This window comes from Actinomadura sp. NPDC048032 (genome assembly GCF_040653175.1).
Taxonomy (GTDB): Bacteria; Actinomycetota; Actinomycetes; order Streptosporangiales; family Streptosporangiaceae; genus Spirillospora; species Spirillospora verrucosospora.
Genome location: NZ_JBEZJP010000027.1, coordinates 22,817 through 36,050, shown reverse-complemented (window position 1 = coordinate 36,050; position 13,234 = coordinate 22,817). Strand labels below are relative to the sequence as shown.

At 74.6% G+C, this 13,234-nt stretch carries 16 protein-coding genes and 1 tRNA gene; 9 read left to right on the top strand and 8 right to left on the bottom strand.

All coding sequences use genetic code 11. From position 1 onward, the window contains the following. From AB0C69_RS06460 to purU, 3 genes are all read right to left on the bottom strand, one after another. Entirely contained in the window at positions 1 to 360 is a 360-nt protein-coding gene (locus AB0C69_RS06460) for a hypothetical protein (protein ID WP_360350543.1), read from the bottom strand. A gap of 84 nt (positions 361 to 444) precedes the next feature. Next, positions 445 to 1,059, bottom strand: coding sequence for a DUF6286 domain-containing protein (locus AB0C69_RS06455; RefSeq protein ID WP_360350540.1), 615 nt, complete (start codon positions 1,057 to 1,059; stop codon positions 445 to 447). Between the two features lie 118 nt (positions 1,060 to 1,177). Further along, positions 1,178 to 2,047 carry a formyltetrahydrofolate deformylase gene (purU, locus tag AB0C69_RS06450; RefSeq protein WP_360350537.1) on the bottom strand — a complete coding sequence of 290 codons (870 nt, stop codon included), beginning with the start codon at positions 2,045 to 2,047 and terminating at the stop codon, positions 1,178 to 1,180. Positions 2,048 to 2,213: 166 nt separating this feature from the next. On the opposite strand from purU, the gene AB0C69_RS06445 reads away from it, so the two are divergent. The 4 genes from AB0C69_RS06445 to AB0C69_RS06430 are packed head-to-tail and all read left to right on the top strand — an operon-like array spanning position 2,214 to position 5,473. Beyond that, positions 2,214 to 3,158 (top strand): PHB depolymerase family esterase, encoded by a 945-nt coding sequence (locus AB0C69_RS06445; protein WP_360350534.1) that lies wholly within the window; start codon positions 2,214 to 2,216, stop codon positions 3,156 to 3,158. Positions 3,159 to 3,200: 42 nt separating this feature from the next. Beyond that, positions 3,201 to 4,385: an amino acid deaminase/aldolase gene (locus tag AB0C69_RS06440; RefSeq protein ID WP_360350550.1), complete on the top strand. Its 1,185-nt coding sequence runs from the start codon at positions 3,201 to 3,203 to the stop codon at positions 4,383 to 4,385. 30 nt (positions 4,386 to 4,415) lie between these two features. Further along, positions 4,416 to 5,087 carry an SIMPL domain-containing protein gene (locus AB0C69_RS06435; RefSeq protein WP_345184209.1) on the top strand — a complete coding sequence of 224 codons (672 nt, stop codon included), beginning with the start codon at positions 4,416 to 4,418 and terminating at the stop codon, positions 5,085 to 5,087. Positions 5,088 to 5,134: 47 nt separating this feature from the next. Further along, positions 5,135 to 5,473, top strand: coding sequence for a zf-HC2 domain-containing protein (locus AB0C69_RS06430; RefSeq protein WP_360350530.1), 339 nt, complete (start codon positions 5,135 to 5,137; stop codon positions 5,471 to 5,473). On the opposite strand, the gene AB0C69_RS06425 is transcribed toward AB0C69_RS06430, so the two are convergent. Next, entirely contained in the window at positions 5,424 to 5,732 is a 309-nt protein-coding gene (locus AB0C69_RS06425; RefSeq protein WP_345184205.1) for a DUF3618 domain-containing protein, read from the bottom strand. The two genes, AB0C69_RS06430 and AB0C69_RS06425, sit on opposite strands and share 50 nt — an antisense overlap. Before the next feature lie 153 nt (positions 5,733 to 5,885). Here AB0C69_RS06425 and bcp point away from each other — a divergent pair, with 153 nt between their 5' ends. Further along, a complete protein-coding gene (gene bcp / locus AB0C69_RS06420; protein ID WP_345184203.1) occupies positions 5,886 to 6,353 on the top strand; it encodes a thioredoxin-dependent thiol peroxidase in 468 nt (155 codons plus the stop codon). A gap of 54 nt (positions 6,354 to 6,407) precedes the next feature. Here bcp and AB0C69_RS06415 read toward each other — a convergent pair. Next, positions 6,408 to 6,492: transfer RNA gene (locus tag AB0C69_RS06415), tRNA-Leu, on the bottom strand. Beyond that, entirely contained in the window at positions 6,455 to 8,068 is a 1,614-nt protein-coding gene (locus AB0C69_RS06410) for an MFS transporter (RefSeq protein WP_360350526.1), read from the bottom strand. Before AB0C69_RS06410 ends, AB0C69_RS06415 begins: the two co-directional genes overlap by 38 nt. Positions 8,069 to 8,109: 41 nt before the next feature. Between AB0C69_RS06410 and AB0C69_RS06405 the strand changes: the two genes are divergently transcribed. The 4 genes from AB0C69_RS06405 to AB0C69_RS06390 all read left to right on the top strand — a co-directional run bounded on the left by AB0C69_RS06405 (position 8,110) and on the right by AB0C69_RS06390 (position 11,819). After that, positions 8,110 to 8,733, top strand: a complete 624-nt coding sequence (locus AB0C69_RS06405) for a TetR family transcriptional regulator (protein WP_360350523.1) — start codon at positions 8,110 to 8,112, stop codon at positions 8,731 to 8,733. A 149-nt stretch (positions 8,734 to 8,882) separates the two neighbouring features. Then, a complete protein-coding gene (locus AB0C69_RS06400; RefSeq protein ID WP_345184197.1) occupies positions 8,883 to 9,914 on the top strand; it encodes a sensor histidine kinase in 1,032 nt (343 codons plus the stop codon). Between the two features lie 79 nt (positions 9,915 to 9,993). Next, a complete protein-coding gene (locus AB0C69_RS06395) occupies positions 9,994 to 10,899 on the top strand; it encodes an MEDS domain-containing protein (RefSeq protein ID WP_360350519.1) in 906 nt (301 codons plus the stop codon). Next, on the top strand, positions 10,899 to 11,819 hold the full coding sequence (locus tag AB0C69_RS06390; RefSeq protein ID WP_345184192.1) for a sensor histidine kinase: 921 nt from the start codon (positions 10,899 to 10,901) through the stop codon (positions 11,817 to 11,819). The genes AB0C69_RS06395 and AB0C69_RS06390 overlap by 1 nt, the downstream gene beginning before the upstream one ends. A gap of 20 nt (positions 11,820 to 11,839) precedes the next feature. Here AB0C69_RS06390 and rdgB read toward each other — a convergent pair whose 3' ends face one another. Both rdgB and rph read right to left on the bottom strand, forming a co-directional pair. Continuing rightward, the gene (rdgB, locus tag AB0C69_RS06385) at positions 11,840 to 12,454 is read right to left on the bottom strand and encodes an RdgB/HAM1 family non-canonical purine NTP pyrophosphatase (protein ID WP_345184190.1); all 615 of its coding nucleotides are present in this window, start codon (positions 12,452 to 12,454) and stop codon (positions 11,840 to 11,842) included. Beyond that, on the bottom strand, positions 12,451 to 13,170 hold the full coding sequence (gene rph, locus AB0C69_RS06380) for a ribonuclease PH (RefSeq protein WP_345184188.1): 720 nt from the start codon (positions 13,168 to 13,170) through the stop codon (positions 12,451 to 12,453). Before rph ends, rdgB begins: the two co-directional genes overlap by 4 nt. Positions 13,171 to 13,234 lie beyond the last annotated feature (64 nt).

Here is a 13,234-nt window from a genome sequence, read left to right as displayed (position 1 = left end):
TCATGCCGTGGCGGACGATGCTCCCTCGGCCCTGGACAGCCCAGACGTAGCCCTCCGTCTCCAGAGCTCCGATCGCCCGCGCGATCGTGTCTCGGGGTCGAGGTCGGGCCACCGCTGGTGGACGACGGCCCGCACCTGCATGACCAGCCACAGCTGCCCGGCGAGCGCGAGCACCTCCGCGGCGCCCGCCGCGGAGGGCAGGAACCAGCCGGTCTCGCGGGCGAAGCGCGCCAGCGCGGGGTCGAGCAGCGGCCGCCCCGACAGGGCGCCGAACGCGTCGAAGGCGCCGAGGCCGAGGGCGAGGCCGGCCGCGCCGGCCAGCAGCAGCACGGCCCCGGTCACCGCGATCGCGATCCTCATCGTCAGTCCTTCCGTCGGCACCGTCGGTCGTTGCGCAGCACTGCCGGACCTCCCGCGGGCGTGGGCGGCCCTCCCGCCGGCACCTCAGTCCTTCCGCCAGCCGAGGCGGACGTCGACCGGCGGCCGGCGCATCGGCTCGATCCGGTCCAGGCGCGCGTCGACCGCGTCGTGGACGAGGTCGGCGAGGTTCGCCGGGTTGCGGTAGTGGGTGGCGGCCCGCACGAGCAGGCCCCGGCGGAAGAACCCGAGGCCCCGGACGCGGGCGCGCTCGATGCCGGGGACCTCCATCGCCGCGGCCGCGAGCGTGCGGCGCAGCGCGGCGCGGCCGATGACGCCCGCCAGCCGCGGATCGGCGCCCGCCAGCGGCACCCCGCGCAGCCGCCCGGGCAGCGCGGCCGCCATGAAGGCCGCCCCGAGAGCGGCCACCGCGCCCGACGCCGCCAGCACGTCCGGATGGTTCCACGCGTGCCGCCGCAGTGCCTCCACCACCGGGGCGACGCCCGGCACCGGGTGGACGGCCGAGCCGAGCGCCCCGGCGAGCAACTCGATCGCGGCCGTCCCGCCGAACGCGGTCACCAGCAGCGCCGCGGCGAGCCCGGCGAGCGCGCGGCGGGGCCGCAGCTCGCGGACGGCGAGCCGGCGCGCCAGCCGCCTGCCCTGCGCCTCCTCGATCAGCTCCTTGACCAGCGTCTCGGCCATGGCCACCCCCCGTGAGCCTCGGCACCTACGGCTTCGTCACCCATGGTGCGCGAAAGTCACGCGGAGTGAAACACGCCATGCCGACATCTCACGCGTTCATCGGCCGGGAACCCGCAGGTCAGCGGAAGACGACCGTCCGGTCTCCGTTGAGCAGCACGCGGTGCTCGGCGTGCCAGCGGACGGCGCGGGCGAGCGCGAGGCACTCCACGTCGCGTCCCACGGCCACCAGCTCCTCCGGGCTGTGGGTGTGGTCGACGCGCGCGACCTCCTGCTCGATGATCGGCCCCTCGTCCAGGTCGGCGGTGACGTAGTGCGCGGTCGCGCCGATCAGCTTGACGCCGCGCGCGTGCGCCTGGTGGTAAGGGCGGGCGCCCTTGAAGCTCGGCAGGAACGAGTGGTGGATGTTGATGATCGCGCCGGGCAGCTTGGCGCAGAAGTCGTCGGACAGGATCTGCATGTACCGGGCGAGGACGACGAGGTCGGCGCGGTAGTGCTCGACCAGCGTCAGGATCTCGGCCTCCTGCGCGGCCTTTCCTCCCGGCCCGACCGGCAGGTGGTGGTAGTCGATCCCGTACGACTGGGTGAGCGGCCGCAGGTCGGGGTGGTTGGACGCCACCGCGACGATGTCGATGTCGAGCAGCCCGGACCGCGTCCGGTACAGCAGGTCGTTGAGGCAGTGCCCGCCCTTCGACACCATGATCAGCACGCGCGGGCGCTCGGCCAGCGGGTGCAGCCGCCACTCCAGCCCGAGCTCGGGCACCAGGGACGCGAAGGCGCCGCGCAGCTCGTCGGGGTCGGTGTCGGCGAGCGCCGCGAACTGCACCCGCATGAAGAAGGTGCCGGTCTCGCCGTCGCCGAACTGCTGGCTCTCGACGATGTTGCACCCGCGCTCGGCCAGCAGCCCCGAGACGGCGGCCACGATGCCGGGCCGGTCGGGGCAGGACAGGGTCAGCACGTACTCGTTCACGGGTTCGTTCACGGGTCTCATTCTTGCCTCGGCGCGGGAAGCGCCAGCTCACGACGGGTCCCTCCCGAGCTTACGCGGCGGCGTCCCCGTCCCGCCGCCGTACCGGCCGGTCGGCGCGGCCGGACGCCGCCGGCCTTGTCTACCCGTGAGTAGTTTGAAGGCCCGCCTTGGGGTTACCTTTGCCCGCATGCGGCGAATCGCGCTCGTGGCGCTGGCGGTCACCCTGGCCCTGGCGGGCTGCACCGGCAAGACCGGCGGGAAGGGCGGCGAGGGCGGGAAGGGCGGTCGGCGCCCCGCGACCGTCGACGGCGTCCCCACCTCGGAGGGGACGCACAAGCAGAAGCTCGACGTGGGGACGGTCGGGCACCGCGAGTACCTGCTGCACGTCCCGTCCAAGGTCGCGGACGGGAAATGGAAGGACGGCAGGCCGGCCGACAGGCCCGCGCTGGTCATCGCCCTGCACGGCGGCCTGGCGACCATGGCGAAGATGCGGGACCTGACCGGCTTCGACAAGCTGTCGGACGAGCACGGCTTCCTCGTCGCCTACCCCGACGGGTTCATGACCACGTGGAACGCGGGCGACTGCTGCGGCGCGGCGAAGATCGGGAAGGTCGACGACGTCGGGTTCCTCGGCAAGCTCATCGACAAGCTCACCGGCGCCGGGCTGGCCGACCCGAAGCGCGTCTACGTCACCGGCTTCTCCAACGGCGCCGGGATGGCGTACCGGATGGCCTGCGAGAAGCCGGGCAAGGTCGCGGCGATCGGGGTGGTCGAGGGCGCGCTGGTGACCAGGTGCGACCCGGGCCGCCCGGTGTCGGCGATGATCTTCCACGGGACGGCGGACGGGAACGTCCCCTTCAACGGGGGCGGCGACCGCGACTTCAACGACAAGCGCCCGTTCCCGCCCGTCTCGGACGCGGTGGACTTCTGGCGCAAGGTCGGAGGGCTGCCCCAGCCGCGCGAGCGGGTGAAGGCGCTCAGCGGCGACACCCGGTGCGAGAGCACGGGCAAGGGCGAGCGCGGCGTCGCCGTGACGTTCTGCAGGATCGAGGGCGGGCGGCACCAGTGGCCGAAGGAGGCGAGCCCGATGCTGTGGAGCTTCTTCGCCGCCCATCCGCGCACCGGGACGTGAGATCTTTTCACATTCCCCCGGTAGTGTGGCATCGTGACGAGCATGAACCTCCGGGACCGCTATGACGCCGCGACCGCCGGGCTGGAGGCGCCGTTCGCCGTCGTCGACCTCGCGGCCTTCCGCGCCAACGCCGCCGACCTCGTGCGCCGCGCCGCCGGCAAGCCCATCCGCGTCGCCAGCAAGTCGGTGCGCTGCCGGGCCCTCCTGGAGGACGTCCTCGCGATGGAGGGCTTCGCCGGGGTCATGGCGTTCACCCTCCCCGAGGCGCTCTGGCTGGCCGCCGAGGGCGTCAGCGACGACATCCTCGTCGCCTACCCCACGGCCGACCGCACCGCGATCGCCGCGCTCGCCGCCGACCCCCGCGCGGCCCGCGCCGTCACGCTGATGGTCGACTCCCCCGAGCACCTCGACCTGATCGAGTCCGCCGCGGGCGACCAGCGCGTGCGGGTCTGCGTCGACATCGACGCCTCGTACCGCACGCTCGGCGGCCGGGTGCGGATCGGCGCGCTGCGCTCCCCGCTGCACACCGCCGCCGACGTCCGGGCCTTCGCCGAACTGGTCCTCAAGCGGCCCTCGCTCGACCTCGTCGGGCTGATGGCCTACGAGTCGCAGATCGCGGGCGTCGGGGACGTGCCGCCCGGCCGGCCCGCGCGGGGGCGCGTCATCCGCGCCATGCAACGGCAGTCCCGGGCGGAGCTGGCCCGGCGCCGCGCGGCGATCGTCCGGGCCGTCCGGGAGCTGACCGACCTGGAGTTCGTCAACGGCGGCGGCACCGGCAGCGTCGAGACGACGGCGGCCGAGCGCGCCGTCACCGAGGTCGCGGCCGGCTCCGGCCTCTACCAGCCGCACCTGTTCGACCAGTACTCCAACTTCGCCGGACGGCCCGCCGCGCTGTTCGCGCTGCCCGTCGTCCGGCGCCCCGCGCCCGGCGTCGTCACGTGCCTCGGCGGCGGCTACCTGGCGTCCGGGCCGGCCGACGCCGTCCGCCTCCCCCAGCCCTACCTGCCGACGGGCCTGTCCTACAGCGGCGAGGAGGGCGCGGGCGAGGTGCAGACGCCGCTGCTCGGACGCGCCGCCGACCTGCTGTCGGTGGGCGACCGCGTCTGGTTCCGCCACACCAAGGCCGGGGAGCTGTGCGAACGGTTCGACGCGCTGCACCTCATCGAGGACGGCCGGCACGTCCGCACCGTCCCCACCTACCGGGGCGAGGGCCGCACGTTCCTGTGAGCGCGCCCCCCGACCGTCTAGGTTGGGGGCATGAGCGACGCTCCCATGATCAGTGTCCGCGGCGAGGCGGTGCTGGAGGCCGAGCCGGAGATCGCGCGCCTGTCGGTGCACGTCGAGTCGCAGGAGTCCGACCGGCGCGCGGCCCTCGACCGGCTCACCGAGCGGAACCAGCAGTGCCTCGACCTGGTCAAGTCCTACGGCGAGGCCGTGGAGAAGCTGGAGACGGGCGGCCTGTCGATCACGCCGCTGCTGAAGTACCGGCGGCGCGAGGGCGACATCCGCGCCTACCGCGGCACCGTCTGGATCAAGATCACGGTCAGCGACTTCGCGGTGCTGGGCGAGCTGGTCGCCCGGCTCGGCGACCTGGAGCGCACCTACGTCACCGGGCCGCAGTGGGAGCTGCGGCACGACAGCGAGGTGTACCGGCGGGCCGCGCGGCAGGCGGCTAACGAGGCCGTCGAGCGCGCCCGCGGCTACGCCGAGGCGCTCGGGGCGCGGCTCACCGGGCTGGTGGAGCTGTCGGACGAGGGGCTCGGCCGCGACGGCGGCTCCGGCGGGCCCGTCGCGCTCGCCGCGGCCTACGGGCGCGCGCCGGGCGGCGCGGCCGAGGAGCCCGAGCCGATCGACCTGGAGCCGGAGACGCAGATCGTCCGCGCCACCGTCGAGGCCAGGTTCACCGCGACGGCCCCCGACCTCGGCTGACCCGGCCCCCGCTGAACGGCCGGGCCGCCGCGCCCGTACTCCGGGACGTGGGAGGAACGGACTGCGGGGCGTACCGGACCGGGCTCGGCGTCTACGCCATCGGACGGCTCGCCGGCGCCGAGGCGGACGCGCTGTCGGCGCACCTGGGCGGCTGCCCGCCGTGCCGGGACGAGCTCGCCCGGCTGCGCGGCGTCGCCGAGCTGCTCGCCCGCTCCGCCCGGCAGTGGAACGCAGCCGCCCCGCAGCACTCCGGCGGCGCCCCGCCGCGCCCGGGCGCCGCCCGGAAACGCGGAAGCGCCGGCCGCGGACCGCGGACCGGCGCCTCGGGGACGGGGCTCAGCGCCTCCTGCGCCTGCGGCGCCGCAGGACGAGGGCGGTCACGATGACCGCCGCGCCGACTCCGGCGAACACCAGCCGCCGGTCGATCTGAGGACCCTCGCCGTCGTCGTCCTCGGAGGGGCGCACCATCGCGCCGAGGGCCTTGGCGACCTGGTCGGCCTCCTCCTTCAGCCGCTCCGCGCCCCGGTGCGCGACGTTCCTCGGGCTGACCCGGTCGGCGAGCTCGTCGATGGTGCGGGCCAGTTGCCGCCGGCTGCGCTCTATCTCCCGTTCCAGCGCCTCCGGGTCGCGGCTCTTGTCAGCCATGCCGTGTCCTTATCGTGTCGGGCGTACTCGCGCGGGCCGGAACCGTGACGAGCCGAGCGTGATCCGCACAGTCTTGCAGGTCTTCCCGCCGGATGCCCGCCGCACCCCAGCCGGTACCGTTGGACCCACCATCCGAGCGAAAGGCGGGACAGGGTGTCCGAGCGGCTGCAGCCGGGCGACGTCGCCCCCGATTTCGAGCTACCCGACGCCGACGAGACCGCGGTGTCGCTGGCCTCGCTGCGCGGCAAGCGCGTGATCCTCTACTTCTACCCGGCGGCCATGACCCCCGGCTGCACCAAGGAGTCGGTCGACTTCGAGGGAAGCCTGCCCGAACTGGAGGCCGCGGGCGTCGCCGTCGTCGGCGTCTCCCCCGACAAGCCGGCCAAGCTCGCCAAGTTCCGGGACAAGGAGGGGCTCACGTTCCCGCTCCTCTCCGACCCGGACGCGGAGGTCCTGCAGGCCTACGGCGCCTACGGGGAGAAGAAGCTGTACGGCAAGGCCGTCGTCGGGGTCATCCGGTCGACGTTCGTCATCGACGCCGACGGCCGGATCGAGAAGGCGTACTACAACGTGAAGGCGACGGGGCACGTGGAGCGCCTGCGCCGCGACCTCGGCCTGTAGGCACCGCGCCGGCCCGCGCTCGGCGCGGGCCGGGGTGGGCCGGGGTGGGACCGGTGCGGGCGGGGGGATTCGAACCCCCACGGTGTCACCACCAACAGGACCTAAACCTGCCGCGTATACCTGATTTCGCCACGCCCGCCCGCGCCCTCGTCCGGGCTCCCGTTCGGGCTTCCCTCTGAGGGCGCGTTCAGCTTAGCGTCCTGATCGGCGGGCGCGGGGACGGATTCCGCCGCCTCCCGGCGGGGCGTGCGGTACAGGGCGGCGACGACGACCGCGGTGACGGCGAGCGCGACCGACGCGGTGAGGAACGCCGTCTGGAGGCCGTCGCTGAAGGCCGTCCGCGCGTGCTCGGCGGCCTGCGGGCCGAGCCGCACCGCCGCCGCGACCGACGTCCTCGCCTGCTCGGCGGCCGGGCCCGGCAGGTTCCCGAGGTCGAGGTTCGCGCGGTAGGCCGACTGCAGGAGGCTGCCGAGGACGGCGATGCCGAGCGCGCCGCCGAGCTCCCGGGCCAGGTCGTTCATCGCCGACCCCACGCCCTGCTTCTCGGCGGGCAGCGCGTCGGTGATCGCGGCCGTGGACGGGGTCATGGCGAGGCCCATGCCGGCGCCGAACGGGACGAGGCCCGCGAGCAGCAGCCAGTAGGTGCTGTCCTCGTCCAGCAGCGAGAAGACCAGCATCCCGACGCCGACCAGGAGCAGGCCGGCCGTGACGACGCGGCGCGGGCCGAGCCTCGCGGCCAGCTTCGGCGCGGCGACCCGCGCGGACGGCATCATCGCGAGCGCCATGGGCACGAGGCTGAGCGCGCCCACGAGGGCGCTGTCGCCCTTCACCAGCTGCAGGTACTGCAGGATGATGAAGACGAAGCCGAAGAAGGCGAAGAACTGCACGGTGACGGTGAGGGAACCGGCCGAGAACGCCCGGATGCGGAACAGCCGCGGGTCGAGCAGCGGGTTCGACCGCTTCAGCTCCCACCCCACGAACCCGGCGAGGACGACGAGGGCGGCGGCGAGGCCGAGCAGCGTCCGCGCGGAGGCCCAGCCGTGCGTCGGCGCCTCGATGATCGAGTAGACGCCGGCGCCGAGACCGGCCACGGTGATCAGCGCGCCGGTCACGTCGAGGCGCGGCGCGTCCGGCTCGGCCGACTCGGGGACGAACGCGAGCGTCGTGACCAGGGCGACCGCGGCGAGCACCACGTTCATCCAGAACACCGAACGCCAGGTCCAGAACTCCAGCAGGGTCCCCGACACCAGGAGGCCGAAGATGGCGCTGGCCCCGGCGACGCCCGCCCAGGCGCCGACCGCGCGGGTGCGCTGGGCGGCGGGGAACGTCGAGGTGATCGTGGACAGCGTCGCCGGCATGACCAGGGCCGCTCCGACGCCGAGCACGCCGCGCATCGCGATCAGCCATTCCGGGTCGCCGCCCAGCGCCGCCGCGGCCGAGCCCGCGCCGAACACGAGGAGCCCGGCGGTGAGCGCGCGGCGCCGCCCGTAGCGGTCGCCGACGGCGCCGCCGAGCAGCAGCAGGGCCGCGAAGACCAGCGCGTAGGCGTCGATGATCCACGACAGTTCGGTGAGGCCGGCGCGGGTGTCGCGGGCGATGGAGGGCACCGCCGTGTTGAGGGAGGCCACGGCCGACACCACCGTGGCGAGGGACAGCATCACGGCCGGCAGCACCGCTCGGTGGACGGCGCCCGGCCCCTGCTTCGTGGTGTTCATGCCTCGACGGTGGCCCCGGCGCGCACTATATTTCAACCTTGATGAATAAATCTGGAGGCGGGCGGGGGCGGCGGCGCGGTGGCCCCGACACCCGCGAGGAGATCCTCGCGGTCGCCCGCAGGCGGTTCCTGGCCGACGGGTACGGGCCGGTCACGATGCGGTCCCTCGCCGCCGAGGCGGGCGTGGACGCCGCGCTGATCAGCTACTTCTTCGGCTCGAAGAAGGGCCTGTTCGGCGCGGTGCTCGGGCTGGTCGCCAACCCGCCCGAGGTGCTGGCGGGCGCGCTGCCCGGCGACCCCGCCGAGCTGCCCGAACGCGTCCTGCGCGCGCTGGTCACCGCGTGGGACGACCCGGAGAACGGCAGGCCGCTGCTGCTCATGGTGCGCGCCGCCGTCCAGGACCCGGACCTGAGCCGGCTGGTGCGCGACCTGGTCGAACGCGAGATCGTCGGCCGCATCGCCGACCATCTGGGCGGCCCCGACGCGACCGCGCGGGCCGGGGCGCTGGGCGTCCAGCTCTCCGGGCTGATCTTCGCCCGCTACGTCCTCGCGGTGGAACCCGTCGCCTCGATGCCGCCCGATGAATTGATCCGGTACCTCTCCCCGGGCTTCCGCGCCGCCGTCCACGGTCCGCCCCGCCGCCCCCGGACGCGCCGACCCCGGTAGCGGACACGCCCGCGGCGGGGTTGCGGACGACACTTCGGACGAATCGGGCAGAGAATCCCGGCGCCCCGGGGGCGGGCGTTCTAGGCTGGCCGCGTCCTTTCGCCACGCGCAGCCGGTGACATCATGACCACACGTCTGGCGGTCCCCTCGTGAGCGCCGCCCCCGGCAGCCCCGGCTCCCCGGGCGCCGGATTCACGCACCGCCTGCTGCCCTTCTCCGGGGCGGAGGAGTTCCTCGGCGGCGCGGTGCCGTTCCTGCGCGCCGGCCTCGACGCGGGCGACCGCGTCCTCGCGGTCTGCGGGCCCGGCCGCGAGGCGCTGCTGCGCGACGCCCTCGGACCCGCCGCGGCGGGCGTCGAGTTCACCGAGGCCGCCGCCTGGTACGCGCACCCGTCCCGCACGCTGGCGGACTGCGTGGGCGACGCCTTCGAGACCGCGCGGCGCGGACGCCGGCTGCGCGTCCTCGGCGAGCCCGTCTGGGCGACGCGGCCGCCGCTGGAGGTCGTCGAGTGGCAGCGGACCGAGGCCGTGCTGAACGAGGCGTTCCGCGGCACCGGCGCCGCGATCATGTGCCCCTACGCGGCGTCGCTCCCCGCGTCCGTCGTCGCGGCCGGGCGCAGGACGCACCCCGAGACCGTGCGCGGCGCGCGGGCCCTCCCCAACCCCGGCTTCCTGAGCCCCGCGGCGTACTGCGCCCGGTGCGACGGCGAGGCGCTGCCCCCGCCGCCGGACGGCGCCGAGACCCTGGAGATCGAGCGCCCCGACCTGTACTGGCTCCGCGTGTGGGTCACCGACTTCGCGCGGCGCACGCCGCTGCCGGACGGCGAGAGGCAGCGGCTCCTGGTCGCGGTCACCGAGGTGGTCACGAACGCGTTCCGGCACGGCGAGCCGCCCGTCGTCCTGCGCATGTGGACCGACGCCTCGCCCGGCGCCGCCGCCCTGGTCTGCGAGGTCACCGACGGGGGGCGGTGGGAGCCGGGCGGCGGGTTCGGCCTCGTCCCGCCGAAGCCGGACGGCGGACCGCCCGGCGACGGGTTCGGGCTGTGGGCGGTGCGCCTGCTGTGCTCCTTCGTCCAGATCCGGACGGGCCGGAACGGGACCGCCGTGCGGCTGCTCATCGCCCTGCCGGGCGCGACCACGGCGAACCGGCGAGGCGGCCGCGGCGGCTCGGACGGAGCGTGAGGAACTCCATGCGTTGGGCTTCCAAAGGCACCGGACCGGCGTACGCTGAACAGATCCGCCTCACACCGATGGGCAGGCCATGGACACATCCTGGTTCGCCGAACGCCCCGTAAGCGAACTCCGTCCCGGAGATCACGGCTGGCTGGCCTACAGCAGTCAGGAGGAGCGCGACCACGTCATCGGGCCCTTCGTCCGGGAGGGTCTGGAGACCACCGAGAAGGTCGTGTACGTCACCGACGTCCCGGTCGAGCGGCTGCCCGGCCTCGGCCCGGGGCGGCCGATCGACGTGGACGCCCTCGTCAGGTCGGGCCAGCTGCGGGTCATCCCGCCGCGGGAGGCGTGCCTCGACCGCCGCGGCTCGTTCGAACCGGCCCGGATGGCCGACACCGTCGCCCGCGAGCTCGGCGCCGCGTTCGGGCAGGGCTTCCGCGCCGTGCGCCTCACCACCGACCACAGCTGGCTGCTGAACGGGCCCGGCGGGCCCGACCTCGGCCCGATGCTCGGCTGCGAGCACCGCGTCGGCGACACCGTCTCGCCGAGCACCATGGCGATGGCCATCTGCCAGGTCGACCGGCGCTCGTGTCCGCCCGCCGCGCTCGCCGCCCTCCGCGACACACACGAGGTCCTCGTGGAAGTGAACCCCGAATTCGACGACGGGATACTGAAGATCGTGCGCACGTTCGAGCCCGACGGGCTCCGCGTCGAGGGCGAGCTGGACGCCGCGCGGCACTCGGTGTTCGCCGAGCAGCTCCGCCGGCTGCGGCCCGGACGCAGCGTCCACCTCGACCTGTCCCGGCTCGGGTTCATCGACCTCGGCGGGCTGCACCTGCTGGCCAAGCACGCCACCCGGCTGCCCGCCGACGCCGCGCTGATCCTCGACCACCTGTCGCCCGACGTCGAGAGCGTCATCGACATGGTCGGCTGGCACCGGCTGCCCGGTCTCGCCCGCGGGCGGCGGCTCGCGGAGACGGAGGGCATCGCCTGATGGCACTGGAGCACAAGGCGTTCATGTACCGGGGCACCGAGGACTTCCTGTCCGTCACCGTGCCCTACCTCGAATCGGGCGTCCAGCGCGGCCAGGTCGTGATCGCCGTCGCCTGCGAGCCCAACCTGACCGCCCTGCGGGACGTCCTCGCCCCGCACGGCGACGCGGTCACCTACTTCGACTCCGCCGGCTTCTACAAGCACCCCGTCCACACGCTGCGCGACTACCAGACCATCGTGAAGCAGAGCGCCCCGCGCACCGTCTGCGCGCTCGCCGAGCCGCTCTGGCACGGGTGGGACGAGCGCCAGACGCTCGAATGGGTCCGGTACGAGTCCCTCATCAACGTGGTCTTCGGCGACTCGGGAGCGCGGGCCCTGTGCCCCTACGACGCCGAGGAGCTGCCGCCCCGCATCCTCGACGAGGCGCGCCGCACCCATCCCCTGCTGCTCGCCCCGGACCACGACGGCGAGAACGGCGACTACATCGACCCGGTGAGGTTCGGGTCCAGTTGCGACGGCCGGCTCCGCTCCGACCGCCCGGCCGGCGCCGAGTACTTCTCCATCGACGGCGACGACCTGCACGCGCTGCGCAGGTTCGTCGGCGAGCGCGCCCTCAGGCACGGCCTGGCCAAGCAGAAGGCGCAGAACCTCGTCACCGCCGCCAACGAGGTCGCCGCGAACGCGCTCCAGCACGGCACTCCGCCGATCGGGCTCTGGACGTGGCAGGACGGCGCCGACCTCGTCTGCGAGATCGGCGACCACGGCTTCTGGCGCCCCGGGCCCGACCCGCTGACCGGCTTCATCCCGCCCGACTCCGCCCTCCAGCGCGGCTTCGGCCTGTGGACCGTCCGCCTCCTGGTCGACCTGATGGAGCTGCGCGCCGGCTGGGACGGCACCTTCGTCCGCCTGCGCTGCGGCTGACCGCCCCCGCGGGCGGGGGGTCAGGCCAGGCCGGCGGCCCGGAGGGCGTCGGGGACGATCTCGGCGAGCGCGCGGAAGGCGCGGCCGCGATGGCTGATCGCGTCCTTCTCGGCGGGCGCCAGCTCCGCGGTCGTGCGGGTCCCGCCCTCCGGAAGGAAGATCGGGTCGTAGCCGAAGCCGCCGGCGCCGCGCGGCTCCCGGATGACGGTGCCGTGCATCCGGCCCTCGACGCAGTGCTCGGCGCCGCCCGGGACGACCAGTGCGGCCGCGCACACGAACGAGCCGCCGCGCCGGTCGTCGGCCACGTCGGCGAGCTGGTCGAGGACGAGCCGCAGGTTGGCGGCGTCCTGGTCGCCGGCGCCGAACCGTCCCGACCAGCGGGCCGACAGCACGCCGGGCATGCCGTTCAGCGCGTCCACGCACAGGCCGGAGTCGTCGGCGACGGCGGGCAGCCCGGTGAACGCGGCGATCGCGCGGGCCTTCAGCAGCGCGTTGCCCTCGAAGGTCAGCTCGGTCTCGGGGACGTCGGGGGCGCCGGGGAAGGCGTCGAGGCCGACGACGTCGAGGTCGCCGAGGATCCGGTGCAGCTCGGCGACCTTGCCCTGGTTGCGGGTGGCGAGGACGATCCGGCTCATCGGCCGAGGGCCTCGTTCTGGATGCGGGTCAGCTCGGCGCAGCCGGCGGCGCCGAGGTCGAGCAGCTCGTCCAGCTCCGCCCGGTCGAACGGGGCGCCCTCGGCGGTGCCCTGCACCTCGACGAACCGGCCGTCGCCGGTGCAGACGACGTTCATGTCGGTCCCGGCGGCCGAGTCCTCCTCGTAGCAGAGGTCGAGGCGGGGCTCGCCGTCCACGACGCCGACGCTGACCGCCGAGACCGAGGTGATGAGCGGGTCCCCCCGGAGCAGGCGGCGCTCGCGCATCCAGCTCACCGCGTCGGCCAGCGCGACGTAGGCGCCGGTGATCGCGGCGGTGCGGGTGCCGCCGTCGGCCTGCAGGACGTCGCAGTCGAGCTGGACGGTGTTCTCGCCGAGCGCCTTGAGGTCCAGGCACGCCCGGATCGACCGGCCGATCAGCCGGGAGATCTCGTGGGTGCGCCCGCCGATCCGGCCCTTGACGGACTCGCGGTCGTTGCGGGTGTTCGTCGCGCGCGGCAGCATCGCGTACTCGGCGGTGACCCAGCCGAGGCCGCTGTCGCGCCGCCAGCGGGGCACCGAGTCCTGCACGGACGCGGCGCACAGCACCCGGGTCGCGCCGAACTCGACGAGCACCGACCCTTCCGCGTGGTCGAGCCATCCGCGCTGGATGCGGACGGGACGGAGCCGGTCGGGTGCACGATCATCGGGGCGAGCCATGCGCCCACCCTAGCGGGCGGGCCCCCGCCGGACCCGGCCCACCGCCGGTGACGCCGCACTCACC

Excerpts from the sequence above, each read along its gene's own strand:
- AB0C69_RS06460 (WP_360350543.1), bottom strand. The coding sequence starts at position 360 with ATGAGGATCGCGATCGCGGTGACCGGGGCCGTGCTGCTGCTGGCCGGC.
- AB0C69_RS06455 (WP_360350540.1), bottom strand. The coding sequence starts at position 1,059 with ATGGCCGAGACGCTGGTCAAGGAGCTGATCGAGGAGGCGCAGGGCAGG.
- purU (WP_360350537.1), bottom strand. The coding sequence starts at position 2,047 with ATGAGACCCGTGAACGAACCCGTGAACGAGTACGTGCTGACCCTGTCC.
- AB0C69_RS06445 (WP_360350534.1), top strand. The coding sequence starts at position 2,214 with ATGCGGCGAATCGCGCTCGTGGCGCTGGCGGTCACCCTGGCCCTGGCG.
- AB0C69_RS06440 (WP_360350550.1), top strand. The coding sequence starts at position 3,201 with ATGAACCTCCGGGACCGCTATGACGCCGCGACCGCCGGGCTGGAGGCG.
- AB0C69_RS06435 (WP_345184209.1), top strand. The coding sequence starts at position 4,416 with ATGAGCGACGCTCCCATGATCAGTGTCCGCGGCGAGGCGGTGCTGGAG.
- AB0C69_RS06425 (WP_345184205.1), bottom strand. The coding sequence starts at position 5,732 with ATGGCTGACAAGAGCCGCGACCCGGAGGCGCTGGAACGGGAGATAGAG.
- AB0C69_RS06410 (WP_360350526.1), bottom strand. The coding sequence starts at position 8,068 with ATGAACACCACGAAGCAGGGGCCGGGCGCCGTCCACCGAGCGGTGCTG.
- AB0C69_RS06405 (WP_360350523.1), top strand. The coding sequence starts at position 8,110 with ATGAATAAATCTGGAGGCGGGCGGGGGCGGCGGCGCGGTGGCCCCGAC.
- AB0C69_RS06395 (WP_360350519.1), top strand. The coding sequence starts at position 9,994 with ATGGACACATCCTGGTTCGCCGAACGCCCCGTAAGCGAACTCCGTCCC.
- AB0C69_RS06390 (WP_345184192.1), top strand. The coding sequence starts at position 10,899 with ATGGCACTGGAGCACAAGGCGTTCATGTACCGGGGCACCGAGGACTTC.
- rdgB (WP_345184190.1), bottom strand. The coding sequence starts at position 12,454 with ATGAGCCGGATCGTCCTCGCCACCCGCAACCAGGGCAAGGTCGCCGAG.
- rph (WP_345184188.1), bottom strand. The coding sequence starts at position 13,170 with ATGGCTCGCCCCGATGATCGTGCACCCGACCGGCTCCGTCCCGTCCGC.